The organism is Streptomyces roseirectus (assembly GCF_014489635.1).
GTDB lineage: Bacteria > Actinomycetota > Actinomycetes > Streptomycetales > Streptomycetaceae > Streptomyces > Streptomyces roseirectus.
Genome location: NZ_CP060828.1, coordinates 6,728,995 through 6,754,397 on the forward strand (window position 1 = coordinate 6,728,995; position 25,403 = coordinate 6,754,397).

The window sequence follows — 25,403 nt, forward strand, 5'->3', positions numbered from 1 at the left end:
GCTGGAGGAGGGCGGCACGCCGCCGTGCGTGGTGCTGGTGAGGGTCCCGGACGAGGAGGACTGGCGGAAGGAGGCGGCAGAGTTGACGGAGGGTCATGAAGCGGGAGGAGAGGGGCAGTTGGGGCGAAACCCAGGGTTGGACGCTCGTCTCGCCGACACCCTCGCCGCCCTCCCCTACGACCCCGCCCCCACCCGCGCCTGGCCCCTCCCCGGTGGAGTCGCCACCTGGGATCGGGAAGCCGCTCGGGCGGTGTTTCAATTCCCGGGTGACTGATTACGACGTCCTCCGCGTCTTCTGCGCCCCCGGCGGAGGGTATGGCAACGAACTCGGTGTGGTCCGCGACGGCTCGCGGGTGCCCGAGCGTGCGGAACGGCAGGAGCTGGCGGCCAAACTCGGCTTCAGCGAGACCGTGTTCGTGGACGACCCCGAGCGCGGGGTGATCGACATCTACACGCCCACGACCCGGCTCCCTTTCGCCGGCCACCCCTGCGTCGGCACGGCCTGGCTCCTGGACGTCCCGGAGCTGGTGACCCCGGCCGGGCTGGTCGGCGCGCGGCTGGACGGCGAGTTCAGCTGGGTCGAGGCGCGGGCGGAGTGGGCCCCGCCGAGGACCCTGCGCCGCTACGGCAGCGCCGCCGAGGTCGACGACCTGCCGATACCCCCGCCGGGGGAGTGGATCTACGCGTGGGCGTGGCTGGACGAGGCGGCGGGCCGCGTCCGCGCACGTGCCTTCCCCGGCCGCGGCGACGGCATCGACGAGGACGAGGCGACCGGTGCGGCCGCGATCCTCCTCACCGACCAGCTGGGCCGCGCGCTGAACATCACCCAGGGCGCCGGCTCCCAGATCCTGACGGCGCCGCAGCCGTACGGGTGGGTGGAGGTCGGGGGGCGGGTCTTCCTGGAACGGTGAGCCGAAGAGCGGTGAGCCGAAGTCGGACGATGTGACAAGCGAGGAACCGGTCCGTGAGCGGGGAAACGGCGGGATACTGGGGGTGACCGCCCGCCGGGAGTGAGGAGAGCCCATGAGTGCGCAGCACTCCGAGACACCCACGACACTTCCCCCGCTCAGGACCGTGGCCGACATCCGGGCCGCCCTGAGGGAGGGCCGGGGATTCCCCGGTGACAAGGAGGACTTCGAACTCGACCTCGCCCGCGCCCTGGACGCCTCCACGGCCGCCGACCTCGGCAAGGTCGCCGAAGTGATCGTCGACTACCGGGGCCGGATCCGGCTGTACTCGGACCCGGGGTTCGACGACGCCCTCCAGGAGGGCCTTGAGATCGCGGCGAAGATCAAGAAGGGCGAGCTGGGTTGAGCCATGTGGTAGCCGTCCTGTCGGACGTGGCGGCCCTGCGTCTGGAACAGCTCGGCCCGGTCGCCCGCCAGGCGGTCGAGGAGTTGCTGAAGGAGCTGGAGACGGCCCCGAGGCTCGGCGTCCTGCGGCATGTCGGGGCTGGCGGGCGTCAGGAGGTCTACAAGACCAAGCTCGAACCCCGCGAGGGGATGCCGGGGCTGGCGGTGGCGTACGTGTACCTGCCGGACCCGCCCCCCGCGGCGGTCGTGATCATAAGCGTCACCCCCGACGACCCCGCCGACGAACCCTGGTTCTGACCCCCGCCGTCACCCCCGCCGTCCGCGCACCCCGCGCCCCCACCCCTCACGCGCTCACCGCGAACTCCTCCCCCAACCCCCGGAACACCCCCGTGTTCAGCGCGAACGCGCGCTTGCACTCGCCCACGATCCGCTGCTTCTCCAGCTCGTCGGCGTGGACCGCGTCCAGCAGCTCCCGGTACCCCCGCTTGAAGGCGGCGGGATTCCCGATGCCCTCGAAGACGTAGAACCGGACGCCGTCGCCCTTCTTCTCGAACCCCCAGGTCCGCTCGGCCCTGTCGCGGATGATCTGCCCGCCGGAGAGATCGCCGAGGTAGCGGGTGTAGTGGTGGGCGACATACCCCGCGGGCCACTCCTCGGCGCACTCGCGGACGCGCTCCGCGTACGCCCGGGTCGCGGGCAGCGCGGACAGCCCCGCCCGCCAGCCGGGCCCCCGCAGGTGCGCGAGGTCCCGCTCCAGCGCGCCGAGCCGGAACAGCTCCGGCCGCACGAAGGGCCCCGCGACGGGATCGCCGGCCAGCCGCTGGGCGCCGGCCTCCAGCGCCTCGTACACGAACCACAGCTGCTCGGTGTAGCGCGCGTACGCGTCGACGCCGAGGCGTCCGCCGAGCATGTCGGCCATGAAGGTCGAGGTCTCGGCCTCTACGTGCGCCTCGTGGGACGCGGTGCGGATGACGGTCGAGAAGGAGTCCATGCCCGTATTTTGTTAGGTAAGCCTTACCTGGGTCAATAGGTTTACCGACAGGATGTCGGGAAAGAGGGCGAGAAAAAGACCCGGCCTCCGAAGAAGCCGGGTCCGGAAGAGGGTGCCTACGGAGGGCGCCTACGGAGGGCGCTTACGGCAGCGTCAGGATCTCCGCGCCGGTCTCCGTCACCACCAGCGTGTGCTCGAACTGCGCCGTCCGCCTGCGGTCCTTCGTGACGACCGTCCAGCCGTCGTCCCACATGTCGTACTCGTGCGTCCCCAGCGTCAGCATCGGCTCGATCGTGAACGTCATGCCGGGCTGGATGACGGTCGTCGCGTGCGGGCTGTCGTAGTGCGGGATGATCAGGCCCGAGTGGAACGACGAGTTGATGCCGTGCCCGGTGAAGTCCCGGACCACGCCGTACCCGAAGCGCTTCGCGTACGACTCGATGACCCGGCCGATGATGTTGATCTGCCGGCCCGGACGGACGGCCTTGATGGCGCGGTTCAGCGACTCGCGCGTGCGCTCCACCAGCAGCCGCGACTCCTCGTCGACGTCGCCGACCAGGTACGTCGCGTTGTTGTCCCCGTGCACGCCGCCGATGTACGCGGTGACGTCCAGGTTGACGATGTCGCCGTCCTTCAGGACCGTCGAGTCCGGGATGCCGTGGCAGATGACCTCGTTGACGCTGGTGCACAGGGACTTGGGGAAGCCGCGGTAGCCGAGCGTCGACGGATAGGCGCCGTGGTCGCACATGTAGTCGTGCGCCACCTTGTCCAGCAGGTCCGTCGTCACGCCCGGCGCGATGTGCTTCGCCGCCTCCTCCATCGCCCGCGCGGCGATCCGGCCCGCGACGCGCATCGCCTCCACGGTCTCCGGCGTCTGCACCTCCGGGCCGGTGTACGGCGTCGGCGCGGGCTTGCCGACGTACTCGGGGCGCCGGATGTTTCCGGGAACCGTGCGGGTGGGAGACAGCTCCCCTGGTACGAGCAGCGACTGGCCAGACATGCCCCCGAGTCTAACGATCGCCCGTGGGGCACCATGTCCCTGTCGAAAGGAGCCCTCCCATGGCCCTCTTCAAGAAGCGCCCGACCGGCAAGCCCGGCGAATGGTTCTACTGCCTCGAACACCGCACAGTCGAAGAAGGCCCCGACTGCCCCGGCAAGAACCGCTTCGGCCCCTACCCCACCCGCAAAGAAGCCGAACACGCCATGCAGACCGCCCGCGAACGCAACCTCGAATGGGAAACCGACACCAGGTGGAACGACGGCCCCACCACGGCCGACCCCACCGACACCAACGGCTGACCGGGCGACGGCCCACGGCATGACGGACGGCCGTGAGGCGCCCGGCCCCGGCCGACGAGGTGCCCGCGGGCCCGGCGGCAGACCCACCCGCCCCGGCACCACCGGCCCGACCGCGCCGCCCGCAGCCGACCCCGGTGAAGCCGGCCACCACCGCTCACGGCAACCCCCTACGGCCCCGAAACCCACACGGCCCCCACGGCGGCACCGGACGGCCACGACGCCCGCAGCCTCCGCCCGCCTCGGCACCGCCCCTTCACATCCCCCGAGCGGCCAGCCCGTGCGGGCGGTCGGCTCCGCCCGGCGCCGACGCGGCTGCCGCCGGCCTGCCGGTCTGGCTGACCAGCCGGATCACGGGCGTGGTTCGCGGCCCGGCACCACCCGGCCCGGACACGCCCGCCCACAGCCGACCCCGGCCGTCTCGCAGACCCGCCCCACCTCCCCGCTCCCGCCGCCCCCGCACCCCACACCACGCGGGCGCCCACACACCGCACCGGGCCCCCGACACCGAGCCTCGGCACCCCCGCCTCGGACACTCCCCCCTGGGCAGCCGCCCCCGGCACTCCCACCTCGGGCACCCTGAGCCGCTACGCCACCCCCTGGGCAACTCGGCCTCGACGCTCCACCCCGGGCATCGCCCTCTCCGGCAACCTCGCCTCCGGCGCCGGGCCCCTGGCAGCTTGCCCCGGAACCAAGCCCCGGGCGGCGAGCCTCGGCAACCTTGCCCCCGACACCCCGCCCCGGCACTCCACCCCGGCAACCTCGCCTCCGGCGCCGAGCCCTCGGCAACCTGCCCCGGCACCGGGCCCCCGGCAGCGAGCCTCGGCAACCCCGCCCCCGGCACCCAGCCCCCAGCCCCGCCCCCTCACCAAGCCCCCGGTGCCCCAGCCGTCAACGTCTCCGCGATGCGTGACAGCCGGTCCCGGAATCGGCCTCGGGGCCTTCCCGGTGTGGCCGCTCGTTCGCCGGCGCCGGCACTGATGAGGTGTTGGACGGTGTCGAGGTCGAGCTCGCGGCCTTCGGGGACGTCCAGGGTTTCGTGGGCCATCGCGCCCAGCTCGCCCCCGCCGGAACCGAGGGCGAGGACGGTGGCCCCGGACCGACGGGCGCTGTGGACGCGTTCGAGCAGGGGCTCGGGTTCTGTAGGGGCGACGACCAGCAAGGTTTCGCCGCGGCTGGCACTCTCGATCCGGCCGAGCCCGACCGCGAGGTGGGCGGGGTCGGAGGGCCGGGCGTCGTGGCGGACGAGGGTGGGCGCCAGTTCGGGCGTGCCGGACCACGCGGCCTCGTCGACGAGGTGCGCGGCGAGGTGCCACGGCTCGTACTCCGGCGTGCCGACGAGGAGCAGCCCGCCCCCGTGCGTCACGACCGACCCCCGTAGTACCTGGGCGAACCTCCGGGTCGTACTCAACCACTCGGTCCCGGCGAGCACTTCACGCAGCAAGGCGACTCGTACGGCGTCCATGGCCGCGCATCCTGCCGGAGCGGGCGGGGGCAGGTCCCGGGTACTACGGGTATTCACCCGTCCGAGGGGCGCCGACGTAAGGTCGAGCCCATGACCTCTACGGACAGTGCAGACAAGCCCGCCCCCAAGGACCCCTGGGACCTCCCCGACGTCTCCGGCCTGATCGTCGGCGTGCTGGGCGGGACGGGCCCGCAGGGCAAGGGGCTCGCGTACCGGCTCGCGAAGGCCGGCCAGAAGGTGATCATCGGCTCCCGTGCGGCGGACCGCGCGCAGGAGGCGGCGGCCGAACTGGGCCACGGCGTCAAGGGCGCGGACAACGCGGAGACCGCCCGCCGCAGCGACGTCGTCATCGTCGCGGTCCCGTGGGACGGCCACGGCAAGACCCTGGAGTCCCTGCGCACGGAACTCGCCGGCAAGCTGGTCGTGGACTGCGTCAACCCGCTCGGCTTCGACAAGAAGGGCGCGTACGCGCTGAAGCCGGAGGAGGGCAGCGCCGCCGAGCAGGCCGCCGCGCTGCTGCCGGACTCCCGGGTCACCGCCGCGTTCCACCACCTGTCCGCCGTCCTCCTCCAGGACCCGGAGATCGACGAGATCGACACGGACGTCATGGTGCTGGGCGAGGCGCGGGCCGACGTCGAGATCGTGCAGGCGCTGGCCGGCCGCATCCCCGGCATGCGGGGCGTCTTCGCGGGCCGGCTGCGCAACGCGCACCAGGTCGAGTCGCTGGTGGCGAACCTGATCTCCGTCAACCGCCGCTACAAGGCGCACGCGGGGCTGCGGGTCACCGACATCTGAGCGGACGGGGGAGACGGACGGGGGAGGAGACGGATGGGGGACACTGGACGACGCGCGCCCGGTGTCCCCGTGCCGCCCCCTAGTGGGTACCCCGAGTCTTCCCCGACAGGAGTCCGTTCCGATGCCCCGCCTGGCCCTCTACGCCCTCGCCGTCTGCCTGCTCTCCGTGGCCGCGGCCGTCGTCTCGTTCGTCCAGGGCAGCTTCCTGGGCATCGTGTGGGTGCTGCTCGCGGGCCTGTCGTCGAACATGACCTGGTACTACTACCGCAGGGGCAAGGCGACGGCCGGCCAGAAGCCGAACGCCGGCTAACCCCCGCCGGCTAACCCCCACGGATTACCCCTCGCCGGTTAACCCCCGTTGGTCAACCCTCGCCGGTTACCCCCCCGTCACCCCGAGCAACCGCAACACCGCCAGCACCCGGCGATGATCGGCCTCCGCCCGCGGCAGATCCAGTTTCGTGAAGATGCTGTTGATGTGCTTGGCGACCGCGCTGTCGCTGACGACCAGCTCCGCCGCGATCCCGGCGTTGGACCGCCCGCCCGCCATCAGCTCAAGCACCTCCCGCTCGCGCGGCGTCAACCGGTCGAGGGGATCGCGGTGCCGGCGCACCAGCAACTGCGCGACGACCTGCGGATCCAGCGCGGTCCCCCCGCCCGCCACCCGCCGCGCCGACTGCGCGAACTCCTCGACGTCGGCGATCCGCTCCTTGAGCAGGTAGCCGACGCCGGACGTGTGCGAGGCGAGGAGATCGGCCGCGTACCGCTCCTCCACGTACTGCGACAGCAGCAGCACGGCGGTGTCCGGCCACTGCCGGCGGATCACGAGCGCGGCCCGCACCCCCTCGTCGGTGAAGCCGGGCGGCATCCGGACGTCGATCACCGCGAGGTCCGGCCGGTGCTCCTCGACCGCCGCCAGCAGCCCGTGCGCGTCGGCCGTCTCCGCGCACACCTCGAACCCGGCCGCCTCCAGCACCTTGACCACCCCGATCCGCAGCAGGACGGAATCCTCGGCGATCACGGCACGCACGGCAGCTCCACGGTCACGACGGTCGGGCCCCCGACGGGACTCCGGCAGGAGAACACGCCGTCGACGGACGCGACGCGCTTGGCCAGCCCCGCGAGCCCGGTACCCGAACCCCCCGAGCCCCCCGAGGCGTCCGCCCCGCCCACTCCGTCGTCCGAGACGGCGACCACCAGTGTCCCCGCCCGCTCCTCGACCGTCACCTCCGCCCTCGACGCCCGCGCGTGCTTGACGACGTTCGTCAGCGCCTCGGAGACGACGAAGTAGGCGACCGCCTCGACCGTCGGCGAGGGACGCCGCGCCAGCCGCACCGCCAGCCGCACCGGCACCGGCAGCCGGGCGGCGACGCCGGAGAGCGCGGCGTCGAGCCCCCGGTCCTCCAGGACCGCCGGATGCAGGCCCCGTACCAGGTCGTTCAGCTCGGCGATCGCCTCCTTCGCCTCCCGGTGCGCCTCGTCGAGCACCGTCCGGACGTCCGCCGGCAGCTCGCCCAGCGTGGCCCTGGCCAGGCCGAGGTTGACGGCGAGCGCGACGAGCCGCTGCTGCACCCCGTCGTGCAGGTCCCGCTCGATCCGCCGTCGCTCGGCGTCCGCCGCGTCGACCACGGCGGCCCGGCTCTCCGCGAGGTCCGCGACCCGCCGCGTCAGCTCCTCCTCCCGGCTCGGCCCGAGCAGCGCCCGCGCGGCGCGGGCGTCCCGCCGGGCCAGCGCCTTCGCCAGCCAGGCCGCCGCGTACAGCAGGGCGGCGCCCGCGACGGTGACGTACGCCGCCTCCGCCGTGTAGCCCGCGTCGTGCACCCACCACTGCCACGGCGTCACCCACAGCCACACGTACACCGTGGCGGACGCGGCCCCCGCCGCCCACAGCGCCGCCACCAGCAGCCCGCCGAGCGCGCACAGCGGGGCGGCGAGCAGGTGGTAGCGCAGTTGACGGCGGCCCGGGGCCGAGCCCAGCCAGCGCCGCAGCCCGCGCGGGCCGGGGCGCTCCGCCAGGCCCACCGGCGCCGGCACGCGCACGCCGAGCCGGTCGCGGAACCGGGCCCGCTGCACCCTCGTCAGCAGCGGCCCGGCGAGCACCACGCCGGCCGCCGGCACCACGGCGGCCACGGCCACCGCCCACAGCGCGGTCGGCACGAAGTAGATCCACGGCGCCGCCAGGACCAGCACGACGCCGGCCTGGACCGCGACGCCGGCGCAGTGGAACACGGTCGCGCGGCCCGCGCCGGCGAACGGCCGCCGCAAGGGGCCCGTCTCGATCTGCATGCCCGAACCCTAGGACGGCGTCCGGCGGCCGGACCATGACGCCGGCCCCCGGGAGCGGGTGCACTTTTCTGCACCTCAGGTCGGGTACGCGGGTGACTGACGGGGGGTGGGGCGCGGCCGAGGCTGGGGTCATGAAGGGCGACACCGAGGGAGAGGGGAACCAGGGCATGCGACAACTGGCCGCGGACACGGGGGAGTTCGAGGGCGCGGAGGTCATCGCGCTGTACGGGGAGGACTGGACGTGGCGGGACGCCCCGGCCACTGGCGTCGGGGCTGGTGCGCGGACGGCCGTCCGGGGGTGCCGGGCCGGGTGGCTGCTGGTCGGCTGCGGTCTCGTCCTGCTGCCCTGGCTGTACGTCCTGGCGACTGAGCTGCCCGCCACCGCGACGGCGGCGCACTGGCCGCTCGCCTGGGTGGGGCTCGACGCGCTGGAGGCGGCGGGCCTGATCGCCACCGGGATCCTCGCGGCGCGCGGGCACCTGTGGCAGGTGCTGACGGCCGCCGCGACCGGGACGCTGCTGGTCGTCGACGCCTGGTTCGACACGACGACCGCCGCCGCGGGCGGTGACTTCGCGACGGCGGTGGCGATGGCGGTGGGTGTGGAACTGCCGCTCGCCGGGCTGTGCGGGTGGCTCGCGGTGCGGGCGCTGGAGAAGAGCCCTAGTTGACCGAGCAGAACTCGCTGTCGCCCTGCCAGAAGCGGTACAGCTCCTGTCCGCAGTACGTCGAGAAGTCGTCGATGCCCAGGCCGCGCAGGACCGCGTCGATCACGTCGAAGAAGGCGTGGTTGACGGCCGGCACCCACAGCACCGCGAACACGAACAGCAGGCCGAACGGGGCGAACGGCTCGACCTGGCGCTTCACGCTGTACGGCAGCCACGGCTCGATCACGCCGTACCCGTCGAGCCCCGGCACCGGCAGGAAGTTCAGGATCGCGGCCGTCACCTGGAGCAGCGCGAGGAACGCGAGCGCGAACCGGAAGTCGGCGGGGACGCCGTCGAGGGCGTCCAGCCAGAAGGGCGCGGTGCAGACGACGGCGAAGAGGACGTTGGTCAGCGGGCCCGCCGCCGAGATCAGGCTGTGCCGCCAGCGCCCCCGGATCCGGTTCCGCTCGATGAACACGGCTCCACCGGGCAGCCCGATCCCGCCCATGATCACGAACACCACCGGCAGCACGATGCTCAGCAGCGCGTGCGTGTACTTCAGCGGGTTCAGCGTCAGGTACCCCTTCGCCCCCACCGTGATGTCCCCGCCGTGCAGTGCCGTCCGGGCGTGCGCGTACTCGTGCAGACACAGCGACACGACCCACGCGGCGGTCACGAACAGGAACACCGCCACCCCGGGGTTCTCCGCGAACCCCGTCCACGTCGCCCACCCCGTGACCCCCGTGACCGCCACGATCCCCAGAAACACCGGGCTGATCCGCCGATCACTGTGACGCGAGGTCGTGCTGGTCATGGGGTCGGGCTCCTGGCTAGGGCGAGAGGTACGGGTAGACCGTACAGGTGATGTGTGACAAACGGTCCGCAGGTGGACGGGGTTCCTGAAGGGGGCGGGGCCGCCGGATCCGGGAGATCCGAAACCCGGAGGCGCGTCGGGGGCGTCCCCTAGGACAATGGAACCCGTGCGTTACTGCGTCCTCGGTCCAACTCAGGTACTACGTCCCGACGGCACCGCGCTCGCGGTGGGTGGGGCGCGGTTGCGCGCGTTGTTGACGGTGCTGGTGGTGAGGGCGGGGCGGACGGTGTCCGTGGGGTCGCTGGTGGAGGAGGTGTGGGCGGCGGGGGAGCCCCCGGCGGACGCGCAGGGCGCGTTGCAGGCGCTGGTGGGCCGGCTGCGCCGGACGCTGGGCGCGGACGCCATCGTCTCCGTGGCCGGCGGCTACCGGCTCGCCGTCGGCGTCGACGACGTCGACCTGTACCGCTTCGAACGCCTCACCGCCGACGGCACCCGCGCCCTCGCCGACGGCGACCCCGCGAAGGCGGCCGTCCTCCTCGACGACGCCCTCGCCCTGTGGCGCGGCCCCGCCCTCGCCGACCTCCCGGACCGCTCGGCGGAGGCCGCCCGCTGGGAGATGCGCCGTCTGGACGCCGTCCGCGCCCGCCACGCCGCGGCGCTCGCCCTCGGCCACGCGGAGCAGGTCCTCCCGGAACTCACCGCCCTGTGCGACAGCCACCCCCTCGACGAACCCCTCCAGGCCCTGCGCCTGCGCGCCCTGCGCGACGCCGGCCGCACCGCCGAGGCACTGGCCGCGTACGACGAGGTCCGCCACACCCTCGCGGACCGCCTCGGCACCGATCCCGGCGCCGAACTCCGCGCCCTGCACCTGGAGTTGCTGACCCCGACGCCGGTGGAACGTCCGTCGGTGGAGCGCCCGTCCGCCCCGCACGGACAGGCCCCCGCCGGCCATGACGCGCGAACCCCCGGGCCCCACTCCGGTCACCCGGCCCACCCCGACGCCCTGGGCCGTCCCGTACCTCTCAGGTATCCCGGCACCTCCGGCCACCCGGCGCCTTCACCGCACCCCGAGACGCCCCCGTACGACCCGTACACCCCGTACTCCCAGCGGCGGCCCGGCGCCGAGCCCGCCCCGGAGCCGGCCCCGTACGACCCGTACACCCCGTACCCCCAGCGACAGCCCGGCGCCGAGCCCGGCCCGGAGGCCGCCCCGGAGTCGGCCCCGTACACCCCCTCCTACCACCGCCCCACCCCAGCCTCAGCCCCCGCTTCCGCCCGCAGCACCCCGCAGTCCCCGACCCCGACCCCACCCCCGCCCGGCAACCTCCGTGCCCGGCTCACCTCCTTCGTGGGCCGCGAGGCCGACATCGAGGCCATCCGGGGTGACCTGGCGACCGCCCGTCTGGTCACCCTCCTCGGTCCCGGCGGCGCGGGGAAGACCCGGCTCTCGCAGGAGGCCGCCGAGACGGTCGACGCCCGCGACGGAGTGTGGCTGGCCGAACTCGCCCCCGTCTCCGACCCGGCCGCCGTCGCGCAGGCCGTGGTGACGGCGGTCGGCGCGCGGGAGACGGTGCTGTACGGGGCCGGCGCGGAGGAGTTCCGGGCGGTGGGGGAGCGGCACGACGACCCGGTGGAGCGCCTGATCGACCACTGCGCACGGCGCCGCATGCTGATCATCCTGGACAACTGCGAGCACGTCGTCGCGGCGGCGGCCCACCTCGCGGAGGAACTGCTCGCCCACTGCCCGGAGTTGACGATCCTCGCGACGAGCCGCGAACCCCTGGGCGTGCCCGGCGAGCTGCTGCGCCCGGTCGAACCCCTCCCGGAACCGGTCGCGTTGCGCCTGCTCGCCGACCGGGGCGCGGCGGCCCGCCCGGGTTTCCGCACCGCCGACGACCCGGCGGCCTGCGCCGAGATCTGCCGCAGACTGGACGGCCTCCCCCTCGCGATCGAACTGGCGGCGGCCCGACTACGCATACTGACGCCCCGTCAGATAGCGGACCGCCTCGACGACAGGTTCCGCCTGCTGACCTCGGGCAGCCGCACGGTCCTGCCCCGACAGCAGACGCTCAGAGCCGTCGTCGACTGGTCCTGGGACCTGCTGGACGAGCCCGAGCGGGACGTCCTGGGCCGGCTGTCGGTCTTCGCGGGCGGCTGCGACCTGCCCGCCGCCGAGGCGGTCTGCGGCCCCGTGGCCCTGGACGCGCTCGCCTCCCTGGTCGACAAGTCCCTCGTCGTGGCCGCCCCCTCGGCCGACGGCGCGATGCGCTACCGCCTCCTGGAGACCGTCGCCGAGTACGCGGGCGAACGCCTCACCGAGTCCGGCCGGCGCGCCGACGCCGAGCGCGCGCACCTGACGTACTACCGCGAACTCGCCCGCACCAACGAGCCGTTGCTGCGCGGCCCGCGCCAGGTCGAGGCGATCCAGCGCTTCCAGACGGAGTACGAGAACCTGCGCACGGCGCTGCGCAGGGCGGTCGACGCGCCCGACGAGCAGGAGGCGCTGAGCCTGGCCCACTCCCTGCTGTGGTACTGGCAGATGCGTGATATGCGCATCGAGGCCCGGAACTGGTTCAAGGCGGTCATGGAGCTGGCCCCCGACCCCTTCGCGGGCCCCGAACCGGTCCCCGCGCAGCCGGTGTGGCAGCGCGTCACCGCCCTGCCGCCGCCGTTCACCGGCGAGTTCCTGGCCGAGGCCAGACGCGGCGCCCATCTCACCCATCTCGCCTACATGGACACCGAGTTGGAGATGTGGCAGACCCCGGAGGCGGAACGCAGGCTCCGGCTCATCAAGGACACCTACCGCCCGGGGCTGCCCCAACTGTGCTGGATACCGGGCCTGCACGCGTTCTACGCCGTGATGCTGAGCGGCGACATGGCGATGGTGCGGGACGTCCTCGACGACAACATCCGCATCTGCCGTGAACATCCCTCCCTGGAATGGGACTTGGCGTTCTGTCTCCAGTTGCGCGGCAACTTCCTCGCCAACCGCAGCGACTGGGCCGGCGACGGCGCCCGCGACGCCGCCGAGGCCCTGGACGTCTTCCGCCGCCTCGGCGACTCCTGGGGCGCCGCCGAGGCGCTGTCCGCCCGCGCGGAGGCGTACGAACGGCTCGGCCGGCACGACCAGGCCGCCGCCGACTACCGCGAGGCCATGGTCCACGCCGAACGCATGGGCGCCCGCGCCCAGTTGACGATCCTGCGGGTGCGCTACGCCAATGTCCTGCTGGAGGGCGACCCGGCCGGGCGCGCGGAGGGCGAGGCCATCCTGCGCGAGGCCATCACCGAGGCCGAGGGCTATCTGAACGAGGCCAGGCCCGCCGCCCGCCTCTTCCTCGCCGCCTGGCTCGGCGAGACCGGCCGCCGCACCGAGGCACGCGACCAACTCCGGGAGCTGCGCGAGGAGTTCGCGCTGGCCCAGTTCATGGTCTTCGAGGCGTTCATCGACGGCCTCGAAGCCTGGCTGGACGCCTGCGACGGCCTGTTCGACTCCGCGCTGGCGGCCGTCCGCCGGGCCCTGACCGCCTCCGGGGCGCCGCTGTCGATGGTCATCGCCCCGCACATGCGGGCCCTGTACCTGTGCACGGCCGCGTTCGTGCTGGCCGGCTCCGGGGATCTGGCGCGCGCCGCCGACGCCGCCCGCTGCCTGGCCGTCAGCGACGCCATGCTGCCGCCCGGCCACATCGCGATGCGCGCCGAACGCATGCAGCGCGGCGAGGCCGAGACACGGGCGCGCGAACTGCTCGGCGACGCCGCGTACGAGACGGCGTACGCGCAGGGCGCCGGCCTCGGTTACGAGGAGGCCGTCGCCCTGATCTGACCCGGCGTCACCGTCAGGTCTTGGTGCGGAACTTGTGGATCGCGACCGGCGCCATCACCGCGGTGATCGCCGCCGACCAGCCGAGTGTGACCCACAGGTCGTGCGCGACCGGGCCGCCCACCATCAGTCCGCGCGCCGCGTCGGCGAGGGTGGAGAGCGGGTTGTAGTCGGTGAACGTCTGGAGCCAGCCCGGCATCGACGCGGTCGGGGTGAAGATCGACGAGCCGAACTGGAGCGGGAACAGCACCAGGAAGCCCATCGCCTGCACCGACTGGGCGTTCTTCATGATCACGCCCAGGGTGAGGAACACCCACATGATCGACGACGCGAACACGGTCGCCAGGCCCACCGCCGCCAGCAGCCCGCCCCAACTGGTGATGTCGAAGCCGACCAGGACCGCGACGATCATCAGGACGGCCGTCGCGAACAGCATCCGCACGACCTCCACCGCGATCTTCGCGAAGAGCACCGAGCCCCGGCCGATCGGCAGCGAGCGGAACCGGTCCATGACACCGGAGTTGAAGTCCTGGCTGAAGCCGGTGCCGACGCCCTGCGACAGCGTCATCGACATCATCGCGATCATGCCCGGGATGACGTACTGCACGTACTGGTCCTGACCGCCGCCCAGCGCCTGCCCGATCGAGCCGCCGAAGACGTACACGAACAACAGCGTGAAGATGACCGGCATCAGCAGCGCGTCGGCCATCGACTCCGGGTCCTGGCGGATCCACAGCAGGTTGCGGCGGACCAGCGCGCCCGTGTGCCGCAGGTGCGAGCGCAACGGGATGCGGTCGTCGGTGAGTTGAACGGTGGTGGCGGCGCTCATACGGCGACCTCCTCGCGGGTCTCGGCGGGCGTGCTGTCCTCGACGGCACTGGCGCGGTGGCCGGTGAGCGAGAGGAACACCTCGTCCAGGCTGGGAAGTTCGGTGGAGATGGCGGAGATGGTGATGCCACGCGCGGTCACCGCGCCCACCACGGCGGTGAGTTGTTCGTCGCTGAGCACCGGGACGAGCAGCGTGCCGGAGCCGGCGTCGACGGTCGTCTGGGCGAGACCGGTGATGCCGAGGTCGTCGAGCATCCGCGCGAGCGGCGTCAACTCCGCCCGGTCCAGGGGCTTCACGCGCAGGGTCCGGCCGCCGACCTTCGCCTTCAGCTCGTCCACCTGGCCCTCCGCGACGACCTTCCCCCGGTCGACGACGGTCAGCTCGGACGCCAACTGCTCGGCCTCCTCCATGTACTGGGTGGTGAGCAGGACGGTGACGCCGTCGCCGACCATCCGCTTCACCTCGTCCCACACCTCGTTGCGGGTGCGCGGGTCGAGGCCGGTCGTCGGCTCGTCGAGGAACAGGACGTCGGGCCGGCCGATCATCGACGCGGCCAGGTCGAGGCGGCGGCGCATACCGCCGGAGTACGTCTTCGCGGGGCGCTTCGCGGCCTCCGTCAGCGAGAAACGCTCCAGCAGCTCGTCGGCCCTCGCGCGAGCGTCCTTGCGGGACAGGTCGAGCAGCCGGCCGATCATGTAAAGGTTCTCCCAGCCCGGCAGCTTCTCGTCCACGGACGCGTACTGGCCGGTCAGACCGATCACCCGGCGCAGTTGCCGGGGCTGGCGCAGCACGTCGTACCCGGCGACGGCGGCCTCGCCCGCGTCGGGCCGCAGCAGCGTCGAGAGGATCCTGACCAGGGTGGTCTTCCCGGCGCCGTTCGGCCCGAGCACCCCCATCACGGTCCCCTCGCGCACCTCCAGATCGACCCCGTCCAGCGCCCTGGTCTCGCCGTAGTGCTTGACCAGCCCCCGCACGGTGACGGCGCTTCCCCCGCCGCTGGGGTTGATGTCGGTTCGCTTCATGCCCTCCACACTGACAGGGGGCACTGACAAAGCACCGACAGACGACCGACAGGGGGCTGTCGGCGAGGCTATCGGCGGGTGTAACGGGTCAGCGTCACACCGTTCGTGAACGCCGTCCGCTCGGCCGCCTCGAACACCGTCGGGTCGAACTCCCCGTCGAACGCCGGGATGCCGGCCCCGGCGACCACCGGATAGCTCTTGACGATCAACTCGTCCAGCTCCGGCAGGAGTTGGCCCGCGAGCTTGCCGCCGCCGCACAGCCAGATGTCCAGTTCGCCGTCCTCCTGCTTCAACTCCCGCACGAGTGCCAGGGGTTCGCCGGGGACGACGGTGACGTCCGGGTACGCCGCCGGGTCGAGGCTGCTCGACACGACGTACTGGCGCAGGTGGGCGTACGGGTTCGTGATGCCCTCGTCCAGCGCCGGGCGGTAGGTGCCGAGGCCCATCACGACCGTGTCGTACTTCCGGTTGGGGGTGTCCGTGAGGCCGACCGCCGCGCGCATCGCCGTCGGGACGGTGTCGGGGTACAGCGTGGTCGTCCCCGCCGTGTACGCGGCGGCCTGCTCGGCGTCGCCGAAGGGGTAGAAGTCGTACTCGCCGCCGGGGCCCGCGATGCGGCCGTCGAGGGAGATACCGACGTAGTAGGAGAGCTTGCGCAACTTGATCAACTCCACCCGTAGTACTCTGACCGTAGTGATATGAAAGTAGTACTACACCTGGAGTGGTGTCAATGGCGAGACGGAACGACGAACGCCGCGTGGCCCTCACGGACGCCGCGCTGGAAGTCCTCGCGCGCGACGGCGCCCGCGGGCTCACTTTCCGCGCGGTCGACAAGGAGGCCGCCGTACCCCCTGGCACGACCTCCAACTACTTCCTCAACCGCGACGACCTCCTCACCCAGTCCGGCGCCCGCGTCTACGAACGCCTCCAGCCGGACGAGGCGACGATCGCGCGCCAACGCGAGGCGTCCCGCGACCGCGAGACGTACGCCGCCCTCATGCGTGAACTCGTCACCCGGGTCTCCTCGTTCCGCACGGGCTACCTCGCCCTCCTGGAACTCCGCCTCGAATCAACCCGCCGCCCGGCTCTCCGCGCCCTCTTGACGGACCGCGTCCGCGCGGACGTCGAAGCGAACATCGCCTACCACGAAGCCTCCGGCCTCCCCGGCGACGCGATGGCCGTCAAGCTCCTGATACTCACCCTCAACTGGCTGATCGTCGAACAGCTCACACTGCCGGACGTGTTCAGCGAGGAGGAGAGGGAGGAGTTGGTGACGGCGGCGGTGGAGCGGATCGTGAGGGAGGAGTAGGGGCGGGCGCGGGGAGCGGGGGCCGTTGATCGCTGGAGCGTTGGGCGAGGTGCGTGCGCCTGCCACACGCCGGGCGACTCGTGTGCTTTAGGGGCGCGGGGCTGTATCGATTTGCGGCTCCGCCGCGCGGGCGCGATCAGCCACGACGAACCCGCACCCGGCCTCAGTGCTGCACAGCCTCCACCCGCTCCGGCACATGCCCAGCCACGATCCGCTCGCGCCCGACCGAAGACCCCCGCCGCACATCCACCACATACGCGACCCCGGCAACCCCCAGCCCCAGCACCGCCAGCATCGCCCCCGAGACCGCCGGCGACGTGACCCCGAAGCCCGCGGCGAGGGTGAGACCCCCGATCCAAGCGCCGCCGGCATTCGCGAGGTTGAAGGCGGCCTGGTTGGCGGAGGAGGCGAGGGAGGGTGCCGTGGCCGCCTTCTCCATGACCATCAGCTGGAGCGGCGAGCCGGTGACGAACGCGGCGACCCCGAGCAGCGTCACCGCGAGCGCCGCACTCCACTGGGCCGACATCAGCACCGGGAAGAGAGCGAGGACGGCGGCCAGCGAGGCCATCCCGCCGAAGAGGGTCTTGCGCAGGGAGTGGTCCGCGAGCCGTCCGCCCACCAGGTTCCCCACCGTCGCCCCGACCCCGAACAGCGCCAGCAGCAGCGTCACACTGGCCTCGGCGAACCCGGCGGAGTCCGTCAGCATCGGCGTGACATAGCTGTACGCGGAGAACAGCGCCCCGAACCCGGCGACGGTCGTTCCGAGGGCGAGCCAGACGGGGAGGGACCTGAGCGCGGCGAGCTCACCCCGCAGCCCGCCCCCGGCGGTCGGCCGCTGACGGTCGTGGGGGATGAGCACCGCGAGCGACGCGATCGCCGCGAGCCCGATCACGCTGACCCCGAGGAACGTGGCCCGCCAGCCGAGGTGCTGCCCGACGAGCGTGGCGACGGGCACCCCGGCGACGTTCGCGATGGTGAGCCCCAGGAACATCAGCGACACGGAACGGGCCTTGCGCTCGGGCGCGACGAGGTTCGTCGCGACGACGGCGCCGACGCCGAAGAACGCCCCGTGCGGCAGCCCGCTGAGGAACCGCGCGACGAGCAGCGAGTCGTACCCCGGCGCGAACGCGGACAGCGCGTTGCCGGCGACGAAGAGGACCATGAGCCCGATCAGCACCGCGCGGCGCGACATCCGCGAGGTGACCGCCGCGAGCAGCGGAGCGCCGATGACGACGCCGAGCGCGTACGCGGAGACCAGGTGACCGGCGCTGGGGACGGAGACGCCGAGGTCGTCGGCGACGTCGGGCAGCAGGCCCATCATCACGAACTCGGTGGTGCCGATGCCGAACGCGCCGATGGCGAGGGCGAGCAGGGCGAGGGGCATGACGGGGCAACCTTTGCGAAGGGGGGGCGGGGAGGCGCACGGGAGCGGTACGTTCATCGTACCGCTACTTTGTTCGCCTAAGAAACAAAGCCCCCGAGCTCGCTATTCCTTCGTCAGATCCACCCGCGCCGCCACCGGCAGATGATCACTCGGCGTCTTCGGCAGCGTCCACGACGACACCGGCTCCACCCCCTGCACCATGATCTGGTCGATCCGGGCCATCGGGAACGACGCCGGCCAGCTGAACCCGAACCCGTTGCCCGAGGCCCCCTGCGTGGACCGCATCTGGGACGTCACCGCGTTGAGCGACCGGTCGTTCATGGTCCCGTTGAGATCCCCCAGCAGGATCTTGCGCGGCAGCCGCTCGTCGGAGATCGCCTCCCCGAGCGCGTCGGCGCTCTTGTCCCGCTGCCGCGCCGTGAACCCGGCCTCCAGCTTGACCCGCACGGACGGCAGGTGCGCGACGAAGAACGCGACCTCGCCCTCGGGCGTGGCCACCGTCGCCCGCATCGCCCGCGTCCACCCCAACTTGATGTCCACGGCGGACACTTGACTGATCGGATACTTGCTCCACAGCCCCACCGTGCCCTGCACCGCGTGGTACCGGTACGTCGGCGCGAGCGCCTTCGTGTACGTCGACACCGCCGACGCCTTCAACTCCTCAAGCGCCAGGACGTCCGCCCCCGCCGCCGCGACGTCCCGCGCCGTGCCCGCCGGGTCCGCGTTGTCCGCGTTGACGTTGTGCGTGGCGACCGTCAGGTCACCGCCCGCGCTGCCGCGGTCGAGCACGAGCCCGCCGAAGAGGTTCAGCCACACCGCGACCGGCAGGACGGCGGCGATCAGCGCCGTCGCCGACCTGCGCACCAGCGCCAGCACCAGCAGCACCGGCACGAACACCCCGAGCCAGGGCAGGAACGTCTCCGTGAGGCTGCCGAGGTTGCCGTACCGGTTGGGGATGTGGGAGTGGAACGCCATGACGCCCGCGAGGATCACCGCGACCACCGCGAGGATGATGCCCCGGCGCCAGATCCGCCGGTCCCCGCGCCACCCCGAGGTGAAGCGGCTCGCCAGGCGCCGGATCCGGTTTCCCCGACGTTCGGGCCCAGGCCCGCCGTCCGCCGTCTCCGTCAAGTACGCCTGCTGCGCCATACCGTGTCGCCTCACTGCCTGCCGTGCACACCGTCCGTCCCCCGTGTGTATGACCCTAGGGGATGTTCGGCTCCGATCCCGCCGTCCCATGACGACCGTATGGAGACTTGGACGAGGGCGGGGGCGCCGGGAGTTCCGTTCCCGCTGTTCGGGGCGGGGTCTGTGACGGAATGCGGACATTCCGAATTCTCATCGGGGCCCGGCCGGACGTGTCGCTGTGTGCGGGTCGCTTTCCGGCTTTTTCTCCGGTGAGCTGACGGGTCGTAGCCCTTCGAGCAGAGTGTCCACGACGTGCTCCGGCAAACCCTCCGGGAGGTCCGCGTCGGGGCGCAGGATCGCGCGGACCAGCAGGGGGCCGACGAACAGGTCGTTGAGCAGGTCCAGGTCGAGATCGGCGCGCAGGTCGCCGTCACGCTGGCCCCGGCGCAGCACGTCGAGGGCCAGCCGGCGCCGGGGCTCGATGACGACGCCGTGGTAGAACGCCCACAGTTTCGGACTGCTCTTCATCTGCGCGTGCACGCTGTAGAGGAGCGCCGAGGACCGGTTCGCCAGCCCCCTCCTGCGCAGCGCCTCCAGCAGGGCCACCAGGTCGTCACGCATCGACGTGCCGGGGAGCGGGGGGTCCGCCGGCTCCGTCGTCCGGATCACGTCGACCAGCAGTTCCTCCTTGTTGGTCCAGCGGCGGTAGATCGCCGCCTTGCCGACGCCGGCGGTGCGGGCGATGCGCTCGATGGACAGCTCGGCGATGGAGACGCCGTCCTCCAGGAGCTTCATCGTGCCGTCGATGATGGCCCGCTCGACCGCTTCACTGCGGGGTCGCCCGCGAGGTGGGGGGGCTTGGTCCGTGTCAGTCGTCATCCGTCGATCTTCGTTCATGCGGGGGAGGGCGTGGGGGAGGGCACGGGGACGGGTCCGGCTCAGCCGTTCCTCGTCAACTCGCCCTCGTGTCGCTCGCCTTCCGGGTCCGGCTGCGGCTTTCCCGGCAGGAACAGGGCGACGATGATCGCGCCGATCGCCGCGACTCCCGCTCCCCACAGGGCCGTCACGTGCATCGCGTGCAGGAACGCGTCGTTGGCAGGGTCCACCAACTCCCGTCCGCGTGGCCCGAGTTTGGACGCCACCGCGAGCGTCGCCTCGATGGACTCGCCCGCCGTCTCGCGCAACGGGCCGGGAACCGCGCCGAGATGGCCCTCGATGCCGTCGCGGTAGGACGTCGAGAGGACCGAGCCGAGGACGGCGATGCCGAGCGCGCCGCCGACCTGGCGGAAGGTGTTGCTGATCGCCGACGCGGAGCCCGCCTTCTCGCGGGGGAGGGCCTGCATGATGACGACGGACGTCGGGGTCATGATGTGGGCCATGCCGGCGCCCATGAGGAAGAACACGACCTCCAGGAGCCAGATCGGCGTGTCCCGGTCGAACGTGGCGAACGCCACCAGCGTCCCCGCGATCACGACGAGCCCGCCGGTCGTCGTCGCCTTGTTGCCGAACCGCTCGACGACCAGCCGGGCGCGCGGCGCGAAGACCATCTGCGCGGCGGCCAGCGGCAGCATCAGCAGGCCCGTCTCCAGCGGGGAGTAGCCGCGCACGCTCTGCGTGTAGAACACCGAGAAGAACGTCACGCCCATCAGCGCGAAGAAGACGAGCGCGATGGCCGCGATGGCCGCCGAGAACACCTTGTTCCCGAAGTACGCGATGTCGATCGACGGGTGGTCGCTGCGCTTCTCGTGCACCACGAAGGCGGTCAGCACCGCGAGCCCCCCGACGATCGTCACCAGCACCGTCGGATCGGTGAAGTCCGCCAGCTCGCCACCCTTGATGATCCCGTACACCAGAAGGACCAGTCCGACGACCGACAGCACGACCCCTACGGGATCGATCCGGCCCGGGTTCGGGTCGCGGGAGTCGGGGACCAGCCAGATCATCAGCGCCACCGCGACGAGTACGATCGGCACGTTGATCAGGAACACCGAGCCCCACCAGAAGTGGTCCAGCAGCACCCCGCCCGTGATCGGCCCGATGGCGATCGCGAGACCGACCCCGCCGGCCCAGATCCCGATCGCCTTGGGCTGCTCCTCGCGCTCGAAGACGTTCATGAGGACGGCCAGTGTCGCGGGCATCACGAACGCCGCGCCCAGCGCCATCACCGCGCGGAACGCGATGAGTTGGGCGGGGGAGCCGGACTCGGCGGCGAGCGCGGAGCCGATGCCGAACACCGCGAGGCCGCCGAGGAGCACCCTCTTGCGGCCGAGCCGGTCGCCCAACAGCCCGGCGGAGAACAGGAGTCCGGCGAAGACGAGGGTGTAGGCGTTGATCGCCCACTCCAACTCGCTCTGCGTCGCGCCGAGTCCGACCGGGGCCGGGGTCGAGATGGTCTTGATGGCGACGTTCAGGATCGAGTTGTCCAGCACGACGATCAGCAGGCTCAGCATGAGGACGCCGAGGATCGCCCAGCGCCTTCGGTGCACGGCTTCCGGTACGTGGGGTTGCGGCGGTGCGGTGGGAGTGGTCATGCCGTCGAGCGTAGGCCGAATTCCGATACGGTACCGATCCGTATCGTAAAGATTTACCCGGCTCTTACCCGTAGGGGGCGGGCCCCGAGGGAGACCGGGGGTGCCCTGGCCCCCGGTGGCGCGAAGTGCGACCATGGGAGTGATCCGGGGACGCCGTAAGGGCGCTTCGAGATGACATGAAGGAGCCGTTGCCATGACGCAGCTTTCGGCTGCCCAGAACAAGCCCTCCGACGGCAGCAAAGCGCTGTACGGGGGGAAGGGCACCCGCCGCATCACGGTCCGTGACATCGCCCTCGCCAAGGAGCGCGGCGAGAAGTGGCCCATGCTCACCGCCTACGACGCCATGACCGCGTCCGTCTTCGACGAGGCCGGGATCCCCGTGATCCTCGTCGGCGACTCGGCGGGCAACTGTCACCTGGGCTACGAGACGACCGTCCCCGTCACGCTCGACCAGATGACGATGCTCTCCGCGGCCGTCGTGCGCGGCACGACCCGCCCCCTCATCGTCGGCGACCTCCCCTTCGGCTCCTACCAGGAAGGTCCCGTCCAGGCCCTGCGCTCGGCGACCCGCCTGGTCAAGGAGGCCGGCGTGGGCGCGGTCAAGCTGGAGGGCGGCGAGCGGTCCCACGCCCAGATCCGCCTCCTCGTCGAGTCCGGCATCCCCGTCATGGCCCACATCGGCCTCACCCCCCAGTCCGTCCACGCCATGGGCTACCGCGTCCAGGGCCGAGGCGAAGAAGCCGCCGCCCAACTCCTCCGCGACGCCAAGTCCGTCCAGGACGCCGGCGCCTTCGCCGTGGTCCTCGAACTGGTCCCCGCCGCCCTGGCCGCCGAAGTGACCCGCACCCTCCACATCCCCACCATCGGCATCGGCGCCGGCCCCGACACCGACGCGCAAGTTTTGGTCTGGACCGACATGCTCGGCCTGACCCCCGGCCGCGTCCCCAAGTTCGTCAAGCAGTACGCCGACCTCCGCGAGGTCATGACCAACGCGGCCCGCGCCTACGCGGACGACGTGGTCGCCGGGACGTTCCCCCAGCCGGAACACTCGGTCCACTGACCGACCCGGGCGGGGCCGACCGGCGCTGCTGGCAGGGTCCAGCGGGTTACCGCAGGTCACTGCGGCGAGCCGGGCCGGGCCTTGGCTGTGGTGCTGAGCCGGGTCGGGCGGCACCGGTCGCGAGCGGGCATCGGGTGGTGTGAAGGCGGTCGTCGTACCGGAGCGGGTCGCGAGGCCGGAGTGCCGGGCCCGCGCCGGTGGCTCAGCCGTGTCGGGCTGGCCTGCGCCGCCGGGCCGGCTGGCGCCGCCGGGCTGGGCTGGTCGTCGTACGTGGCGGTGCCCGGCCGGGCGGGGGCGTGGTCGGAGGCGCTGAACCGGTCCGGGACGGCCAGCGCTGCTGGTCGGGTCCAGCGGGTTACCGCAGGTCACTGCGGCGAGCCGGGTCGGGCCTTGGCTGTGGTGCTGAGCTGGGTCGGGCCCACGGTCGCGGTGCTGAGCCGGGTCGGGCGGTATCGGTCGCGAGCGGGCGCCGGGTGGTGTGAAGGTGGTCGTCGTACCGGAGCGGGTCGCGCGGCCGGAGTGCCGGGCTCGCGCCGGTGGCTCAGCCGTGTCGCGCTGGCCGGGCCGGTCGTCGCGCGTGGCGGTGCCCGGCCGGGCGGGGGCGAGCCGGTTCCCGTCCGTGGCACGCGGAGTCGTCCGTGTCGGCTGGCGCGCCGAAGCGTCGGTTCGCCCAGGTCACGTCGGCCAGGGCCGGGCCGGTGGCCGTCGCGCCAGGCCGAGCCGGTCGCCTTCGCCGGGCCGGGTTCCGGTGGCGCCCGGTGCCGCCCACCCGGTGTCGCCCGCCCCGGTGATGGCCCGCACTGCCCCGGCCGTCTCTCCGCCAGTGCCGGGCTCAGCACCGTCCGCCCGGTCCTGTCCCCAAGCTGCCTCCCAAACCGCCCCCGAACCACTCCCGGCACAACACAGCAGCCCGCCGAACGTCCCCCTTCGGCGGGCTGCTGTCATGCGTGGCGGGGGCCGGGGTTACACCGATTCCCGCCAGCCGTTGGTGATCGGGAGGCGGCGGTCCTTGCCGAAGCCCTTGGCGGAGATTTTGGTGCCCGGGGGGTACTGGCGGCGCTTGTACTCGGCGGTGTCGACCATGCGGAGGGTTTTGGTGACGAGGGCGGGGTCGTAGCCGGCGGCGATGATGGCGTCGGCGCCCTGGTCGCGGTCGACGTAGAGGTCGAGGATGGCGTCGAGGACGGGGTAGTCGGGGAGGGAGTCCGTGTCGACCTGGCCGGGGCGGAGTTCGGCGCTGGGGGGTTTGGTGATGGAGTTCTCGGGGATCGGGGGAGTTTGGCCGCGTTCGGTCGCCGCGCGGTTGCGCCATTCCGCGAGGCGGAAGATCGAGGTCTTGTAGACGTCCTTGATGGGACCGTACGCGCCGACGGAGTCGCCGTAGAGGGTGGAGTACCCCACCGCCAGTTCCGACTTGTTGCCGGGGGCCAGCACGATGTGGCCCTCCTGGTTGGAGATGGCCATGAGGAGGGTGCCGCGCAGCCGGGACTGGAGGTTCTCCTCGGCGAGCCCGGTCAGCTCGGTGGACGCCATGTACGCGTCGAACATCGGCGCGATCGGCACCGTACGGAAGTTGAGCCCGGTCCGCCGGGCCAGCTCGGCGGCGTCGTCCTTGGAGTGGTCCGAGGAGTACTTGGACGGCATGGAGACGCCGTACACGTTGGCCGCGCCGACCGCGTCGCAGGCGATCGCCGCGACGAGCGCGGAGTCGATGCCGCCGGAGAGGCCGATGAGGACGGACCTGAAGCCGTTCTTCTCGACGTACGCGCGCAACCCGACGACCAGCGCCGAGTACACCTCCTCGTCGTCGTCCAGCCGCTCCGCGTACGCGCCGTGCATCGTCGCCTCGTACGGGGCGACGGGCTCCTCGGTGAGGACGACACGGTCGATGCGCAGTCCGTCGTCCACCCCACCCACAGGCGCGTCCGCCGATGCCGCCGGCAGGTCGAGGTCGAGGACGACGCAGCCCTCGGAGAACTGGGGCGCGCGCGCGATGACCTCGCCGCTCGCGTCGACCACGATGGAGTCGCCGTCGAAGACCAGCTCGTCCTGGCCGCCCGTCATCGCGAGGTAGGCGGTCGTGCAGCCGGCCTCCTGCGCGCGCTTGCGGACGAGTTCGAGCCGCGTGTCGTCCTTGTCGCGCTCGTAGGGCGAGGCGTTGATGGACAGCAGCAGCCCCGCCTCGGCGGACCGCGCCGCCGGCACCCGGCCGCCGTCCTGCCACAGGTCCTCGCAGATCGCGAGCGCGACGTCCACCCCGCGCACCCGGATCACCGGCATCGTGTCGCCGGGCACGAAGTAGCGGAACTCGTCGAAGACGCCGTAGTTGGGGAGGTGGTGCTTGGCGTACGACAGGGCCACCTCACCCCCGTACAGGACCGCGCCCGCGTTGCGCGGGGCGCCCGCCGGCTGGCCGAAGCGCGGCCGGTCCGTGTCGGAGCGGTCGAGGTAGCCGACGACGACCGGGAGGTCGCCGAACCCCTCCTCGGCGAGGCGCGCGGCGAGCGTGCGCAGCGCCGCGCGGGACGCCTCGACGAACGAGGTGCGCAGCGCGAGGTCTTCGACGGGGTAGCCGGTCAGCACCATCTCGGGGAACGCCACGAGGTGCGCCCCCTGCTCGGCGGAGTGCCGGGTCCAGCGGAGGACCGCCTCGGCGTTCCCGGTGAGGTCACCGACGCGGGAGTCGATCTGGTTCAGGGCGAGACGAAGTTGAGGCACGCCG

The 25,403-nt window shown here is 72.4% G+C and carries 24 protein-coding genes; 10 read left to right on the forward strand and 14 right to left on the reverse strand.

The window, feature by feature from the left end; translation table 11 throughout:
* Positions 1-266: 266 nt before the first annotated feature.
* The 3 genes from IAG44_RS28820 to IAG44_RS28830 all read left to right on the forward strand — a co-directional run bounded on the left by IAG44_RS28820 (position 267) and on the right by IAG44_RS28830 (position 1,610).
* Complete coding sequence (locus IAG44_RS28820; RefSeq protein WP_187749982.1) at positions 267-911, forward strand: PhzF family phenazine biosynthesis protein; 645 nt, start codon at positions 267-269, stop codon at positions 909-911.
* Between the two features lie 112 nt (positions 912-1,023).
* Positions 1,024-1,314 carry a DUF6247 family protein gene (locus tag IAG44_RS28825; protein ID WP_187749983.1) on the forward strand — a complete coding sequence of 97 codons (291 nt, stop codon included), beginning with the start codon at positions 1,024-1,026 and terminating at the stop codon, positions 1,312-1,314.
* A complete protein-coding gene (locus tag IAG44_RS28830) occupies positions 1,311-1,610 on the forward strand; it encodes a hypothetical protein (protein WP_187749984.1) in 300 nt (99 codons plus the stop codon). The genes IAG44_RS28825 and IAG44_RS28830 overlap by 4 nt, the downstream gene beginning before the upstream one ends.
* Positions 1,611-1,656: 46 nt before the next feature.
* Here IAG44_RS28830 and IAG44_RS28835 read toward each other — a convergent pair whose 3' ends face one another.
* Positions 1,657-2,304: a biliverdin-producing heme oxygenase gene (locus IAG44_RS28835; protein ID WP_187749985.1), complete on the reverse strand. Its 648-nt coding sequence runs from the start codon at positions 2,302-2,304 to the stop codon at positions 1,657-1,659.
* Between the two features lie 142 nt (positions 2,305-2,446).
* Positions 2,447-3,304, reverse strand: a complete 858-nt coding sequence (map, locus tag IAG44_RS28840; protein WP_187749986.1) for a type I methionyl aminopeptidase — start codon at positions 3,302-3,304, stop codon at positions 2,447-2,449.
* 59 nt (positions 3,305-3,363) lie between these two features.
* Here map and IAG44_RS28845 point away from each other — a divergent pair, with 59 nt between their 5' ends.
* Positions 3,364-3,603, forward strand: coding sequence for a hypothetical protein (locus IAG44_RS28845; protein ID WP_187749987.1), 240 nt, complete (start codon positions 3,364-3,366; stop codon positions 3,601-3,603).
* Between the two features lie 862 nt (positions 3,604-4,465).
* Here the strand turns inward: IAG44_RS28845 and IAG44_RS28850 are convergent.
* Positions 4,466-5,065, reverse strand: a complete 600-nt coding sequence (locus tag IAG44_RS28850; protein ID WP_187749988.1) for a hypothetical protein — start codon at positions 5,063-5,065, stop codon at positions 4,466-4,468.
* A gap of 90 nt (positions 5,066-5,155) precedes the next feature.
* On the opposite strand from IAG44_RS28850, the gene npdG reads away from it, so the two are divergent.
* Both npdG and IAG44_RS28860 read left to right on the forward strand, forming a co-directional pair.
* Complete coding sequence (gene npdG / locus IAG44_RS28855; protein WP_187749989.1) at positions 5,156-5,860, forward strand: NADPH-dependent F420 reductase; 705 nt, start codon at positions 5,156-5,158, stop codon at positions 5,858-5,860.
* A gap of 121 nt (positions 5,861-5,981) precedes the next feature.
* Complete coding sequence (locus IAG44_RS28860) at positions 5,982-6,170, forward strand: hypothetical protein (RefSeq protein WP_187749990.1); 189 nt, start codon at positions 5,982-5,984, stop codon at positions 6,168-6,170.
* A gap of 66 nt (positions 6,171-6,236) precedes the next feature.
* Here the strand turns inward: IAG44_RS28860 and IAG44_RS28865 are convergent, their stop codons facing one another.
* Positions 6,237-6,887: a response regulator transcription factor gene (locus IAG44_RS28865; RefSeq protein WP_187749991.1), complete on the reverse strand. Its 651-nt coding sequence runs from the start codon at positions 6,885-6,887 to the stop codon at positions 6,237-6,239.
* The gene (locus IAG44_RS28870) at positions 6,875-8,143 is read right to left on the reverse strand and encodes a sensor histidine kinase (RefSeq protein WP_187749992.1); all 1,269 of its coding nucleotides are present in this window, start codon (positions 8,141-8,143) and stop codon (positions 6,875-6,877) included. Before IAG44_RS28870 ends, IAG44_RS28865 begins: the two co-directional genes overlap by 13 nt.
* A gap of 131 nt (positions 8,144-8,274) precedes the next feature.
* Between IAG44_RS28870 and IAG44_RS28875 the strand changes: the two genes are divergently transcribed.
* On the forward strand, positions 8,275-8,811 hold the full coding sequence (locus IAG44_RS28875) for a hypothetical protein (protein ID WP_187749993.1): 537 nt from the start codon (positions 8,275-8,277) through the stop codon (positions 8,809-8,811).
* Here the strand turns inward: IAG44_RS28875 and IAG44_RS28880 are convergent.
* Positions 8,804-9,601, reverse strand: a complete 798-nt coding sequence (locus IAG44_RS28880; RefSeq protein WP_187749994.1) for a site-2 protease family protein — start codon at positions 9,599-9,601, stop codon at positions 8,804-8,806. The two genes, IAG44_RS28875 and IAG44_RS28880, sit on opposite strands and share 8 nt — an antisense overlap.
* A gap of 157 nt (positions 9,602-9,758) precedes the next feature.
* On the opposite strand from IAG44_RS28880, the gene IAG44_RS28885 reads away from it, so the two are divergent.
* Positions 9,759-13,421, forward strand: coding sequence for an AfsR/SARP family transcriptional regulator (locus IAG44_RS28885; RefSeq protein WP_187749995.1), 3,663 nt, complete (start codon positions 9,759-9,761; stop codon positions 13,419-13,421).
* A 13-nt stretch (positions 13,422-13,434) separates the two neighbouring features.
* Here IAG44_RS28885 and IAG44_RS28890 read toward each other — a convergent pair whose 3' ends face one another.
* The 3 genes from IAG44_RS28890 to IAG44_RS28900 form a co-directional block, all read right to left on the reverse strand.
* Positions 13,435-14,247, reverse strand: coding sequence for an ABC transporter permease (locus IAG44_RS28890; protein ID WP_187749996.1), 813 nt, complete (start codon positions 14,245-14,247; stop codon positions 13,435-13,437).
* Positions 14,244-15,269 (reverse strand): ATP-binding cassette domain-containing protein, encoded by a 1,026-nt coding sequence (locus tag IAG44_RS28895; RefSeq protein WP_187749997.1) that lies wholly within the window; start codon positions 15,267-15,269, stop codon positions 14,244-14,246. The genes IAG44_RS28890 and IAG44_RS28895 overlap by 4 nt, the downstream gene beginning before the upstream one ends.
* Positions 15,270-15,337: 68 nt before the next feature.
* A complete protein-coding gene (locus IAG44_RS28900) occupies positions 15,338-15,928 on the reverse strand; it encodes a dihydrofolate reductase family protein (RefSeq protein WP_187752898.1) in 591 nt (196 codons plus the stop codon).
* Between the two features lie 71 nt (positions 15,929-15,999).
* Here IAG44_RS28900 and IAG44_RS28905 point away from each other — a divergent pair, with 71 nt between their 5' ends.
* Positions 16,000-16,578 carry a TetR/AcrR family transcriptional regulator gene (locus IAG44_RS28905; protein ID WP_187749998.1) on the forward strand — a complete coding sequence of 193 codons (579 nt, stop codon included), beginning with the start codon at positions 16,000-16,002 and terminating at the stop codon, positions 16,576-16,578.
* Between the two features lie 163 nt (positions 16,579-16,741).
* On the opposite strand, the gene IAG44_RS28910 is transcribed toward IAG44_RS28905, so the two are convergent.
* From IAG44_RS28910 to IAG44_RS28925, 4 genes are all read right to left on the reverse strand, one after another.
* Positions 16,742-17,962, reverse strand: coding sequence for an MFS transporter (locus IAG44_RS28910; protein ID WP_187749999.1), 1,221 nt, complete (start codon positions 17,960-17,962; stop codon positions 16,742-16,744).
* Positions 17,963-18,064: 102 nt separating this feature from the next.
* The gene (locus tag IAG44_RS28915) at positions 18,065-19,111 is read right to left on the reverse strand and encodes an endonuclease/exonuclease/phosphatase family protein (protein ID WP_187750000.1); all 1,047 of its coding nucleotides are present in this window, start codon (positions 19,109-19,111) and stop codon (positions 18,065-18,067) included.
* A 189-nt stretch (positions 19,112-19,300) separates the two neighbouring features.
* Positions 19,301-19,969 (reverse strand): TetR/AcrR family transcriptional regulator, encoded by a 669-nt coding sequence (locus tag IAG44_RS28920; RefSeq protein WP_187750001.1) that lies wholly within the window; start codon positions 19,967-19,969, stop codon positions 19,301-19,303.
* A 59-nt stretch (positions 19,970-20,028) separates the two neighbouring features.
* Positions 20,029-21,621, reverse strand: coding sequence for an MFS transporter (locus tag IAG44_RS28925; RefSeq protein WP_187750002.1), 1,593 nt, complete (start codon positions 21,619-21,621; stop codon positions 20,029-20,031).
* A gap of 193 nt (positions 21,622-21,814) precedes the next feature.
* On the opposite strand from IAG44_RS28925, the gene panB reads away from it, so the two are divergent.
* Positions 21,815-22,681: a 3-methyl-2-oxobutanoate hydroxymethyltransferase gene (gene panB / locus IAG44_RS28930; protein ID WP_187750003.1), complete on the forward strand. Its 867-nt coding sequence runs from the start codon at positions 21,815-21,817 to the stop codon at positions 22,679-22,681.
* A 963-nt stretch (positions 22,682-23,644) separates the two neighbouring features.
* Here the strand turns inward: panB and IAG44_RS28935 are convergent.
* Positions 23,645-25,399 (reverse strand): NAD+ synthase, encoded by a 1,755-nt coding sequence (locus IAG44_RS28935; protein ID WP_187750004.1) that lies wholly within the window; start codon positions 25,397-25,399, stop codon positions 23,645-23,647.
* Between the last annotated feature and the right edge of the window lie 4 nt (positions 25,400-25,403).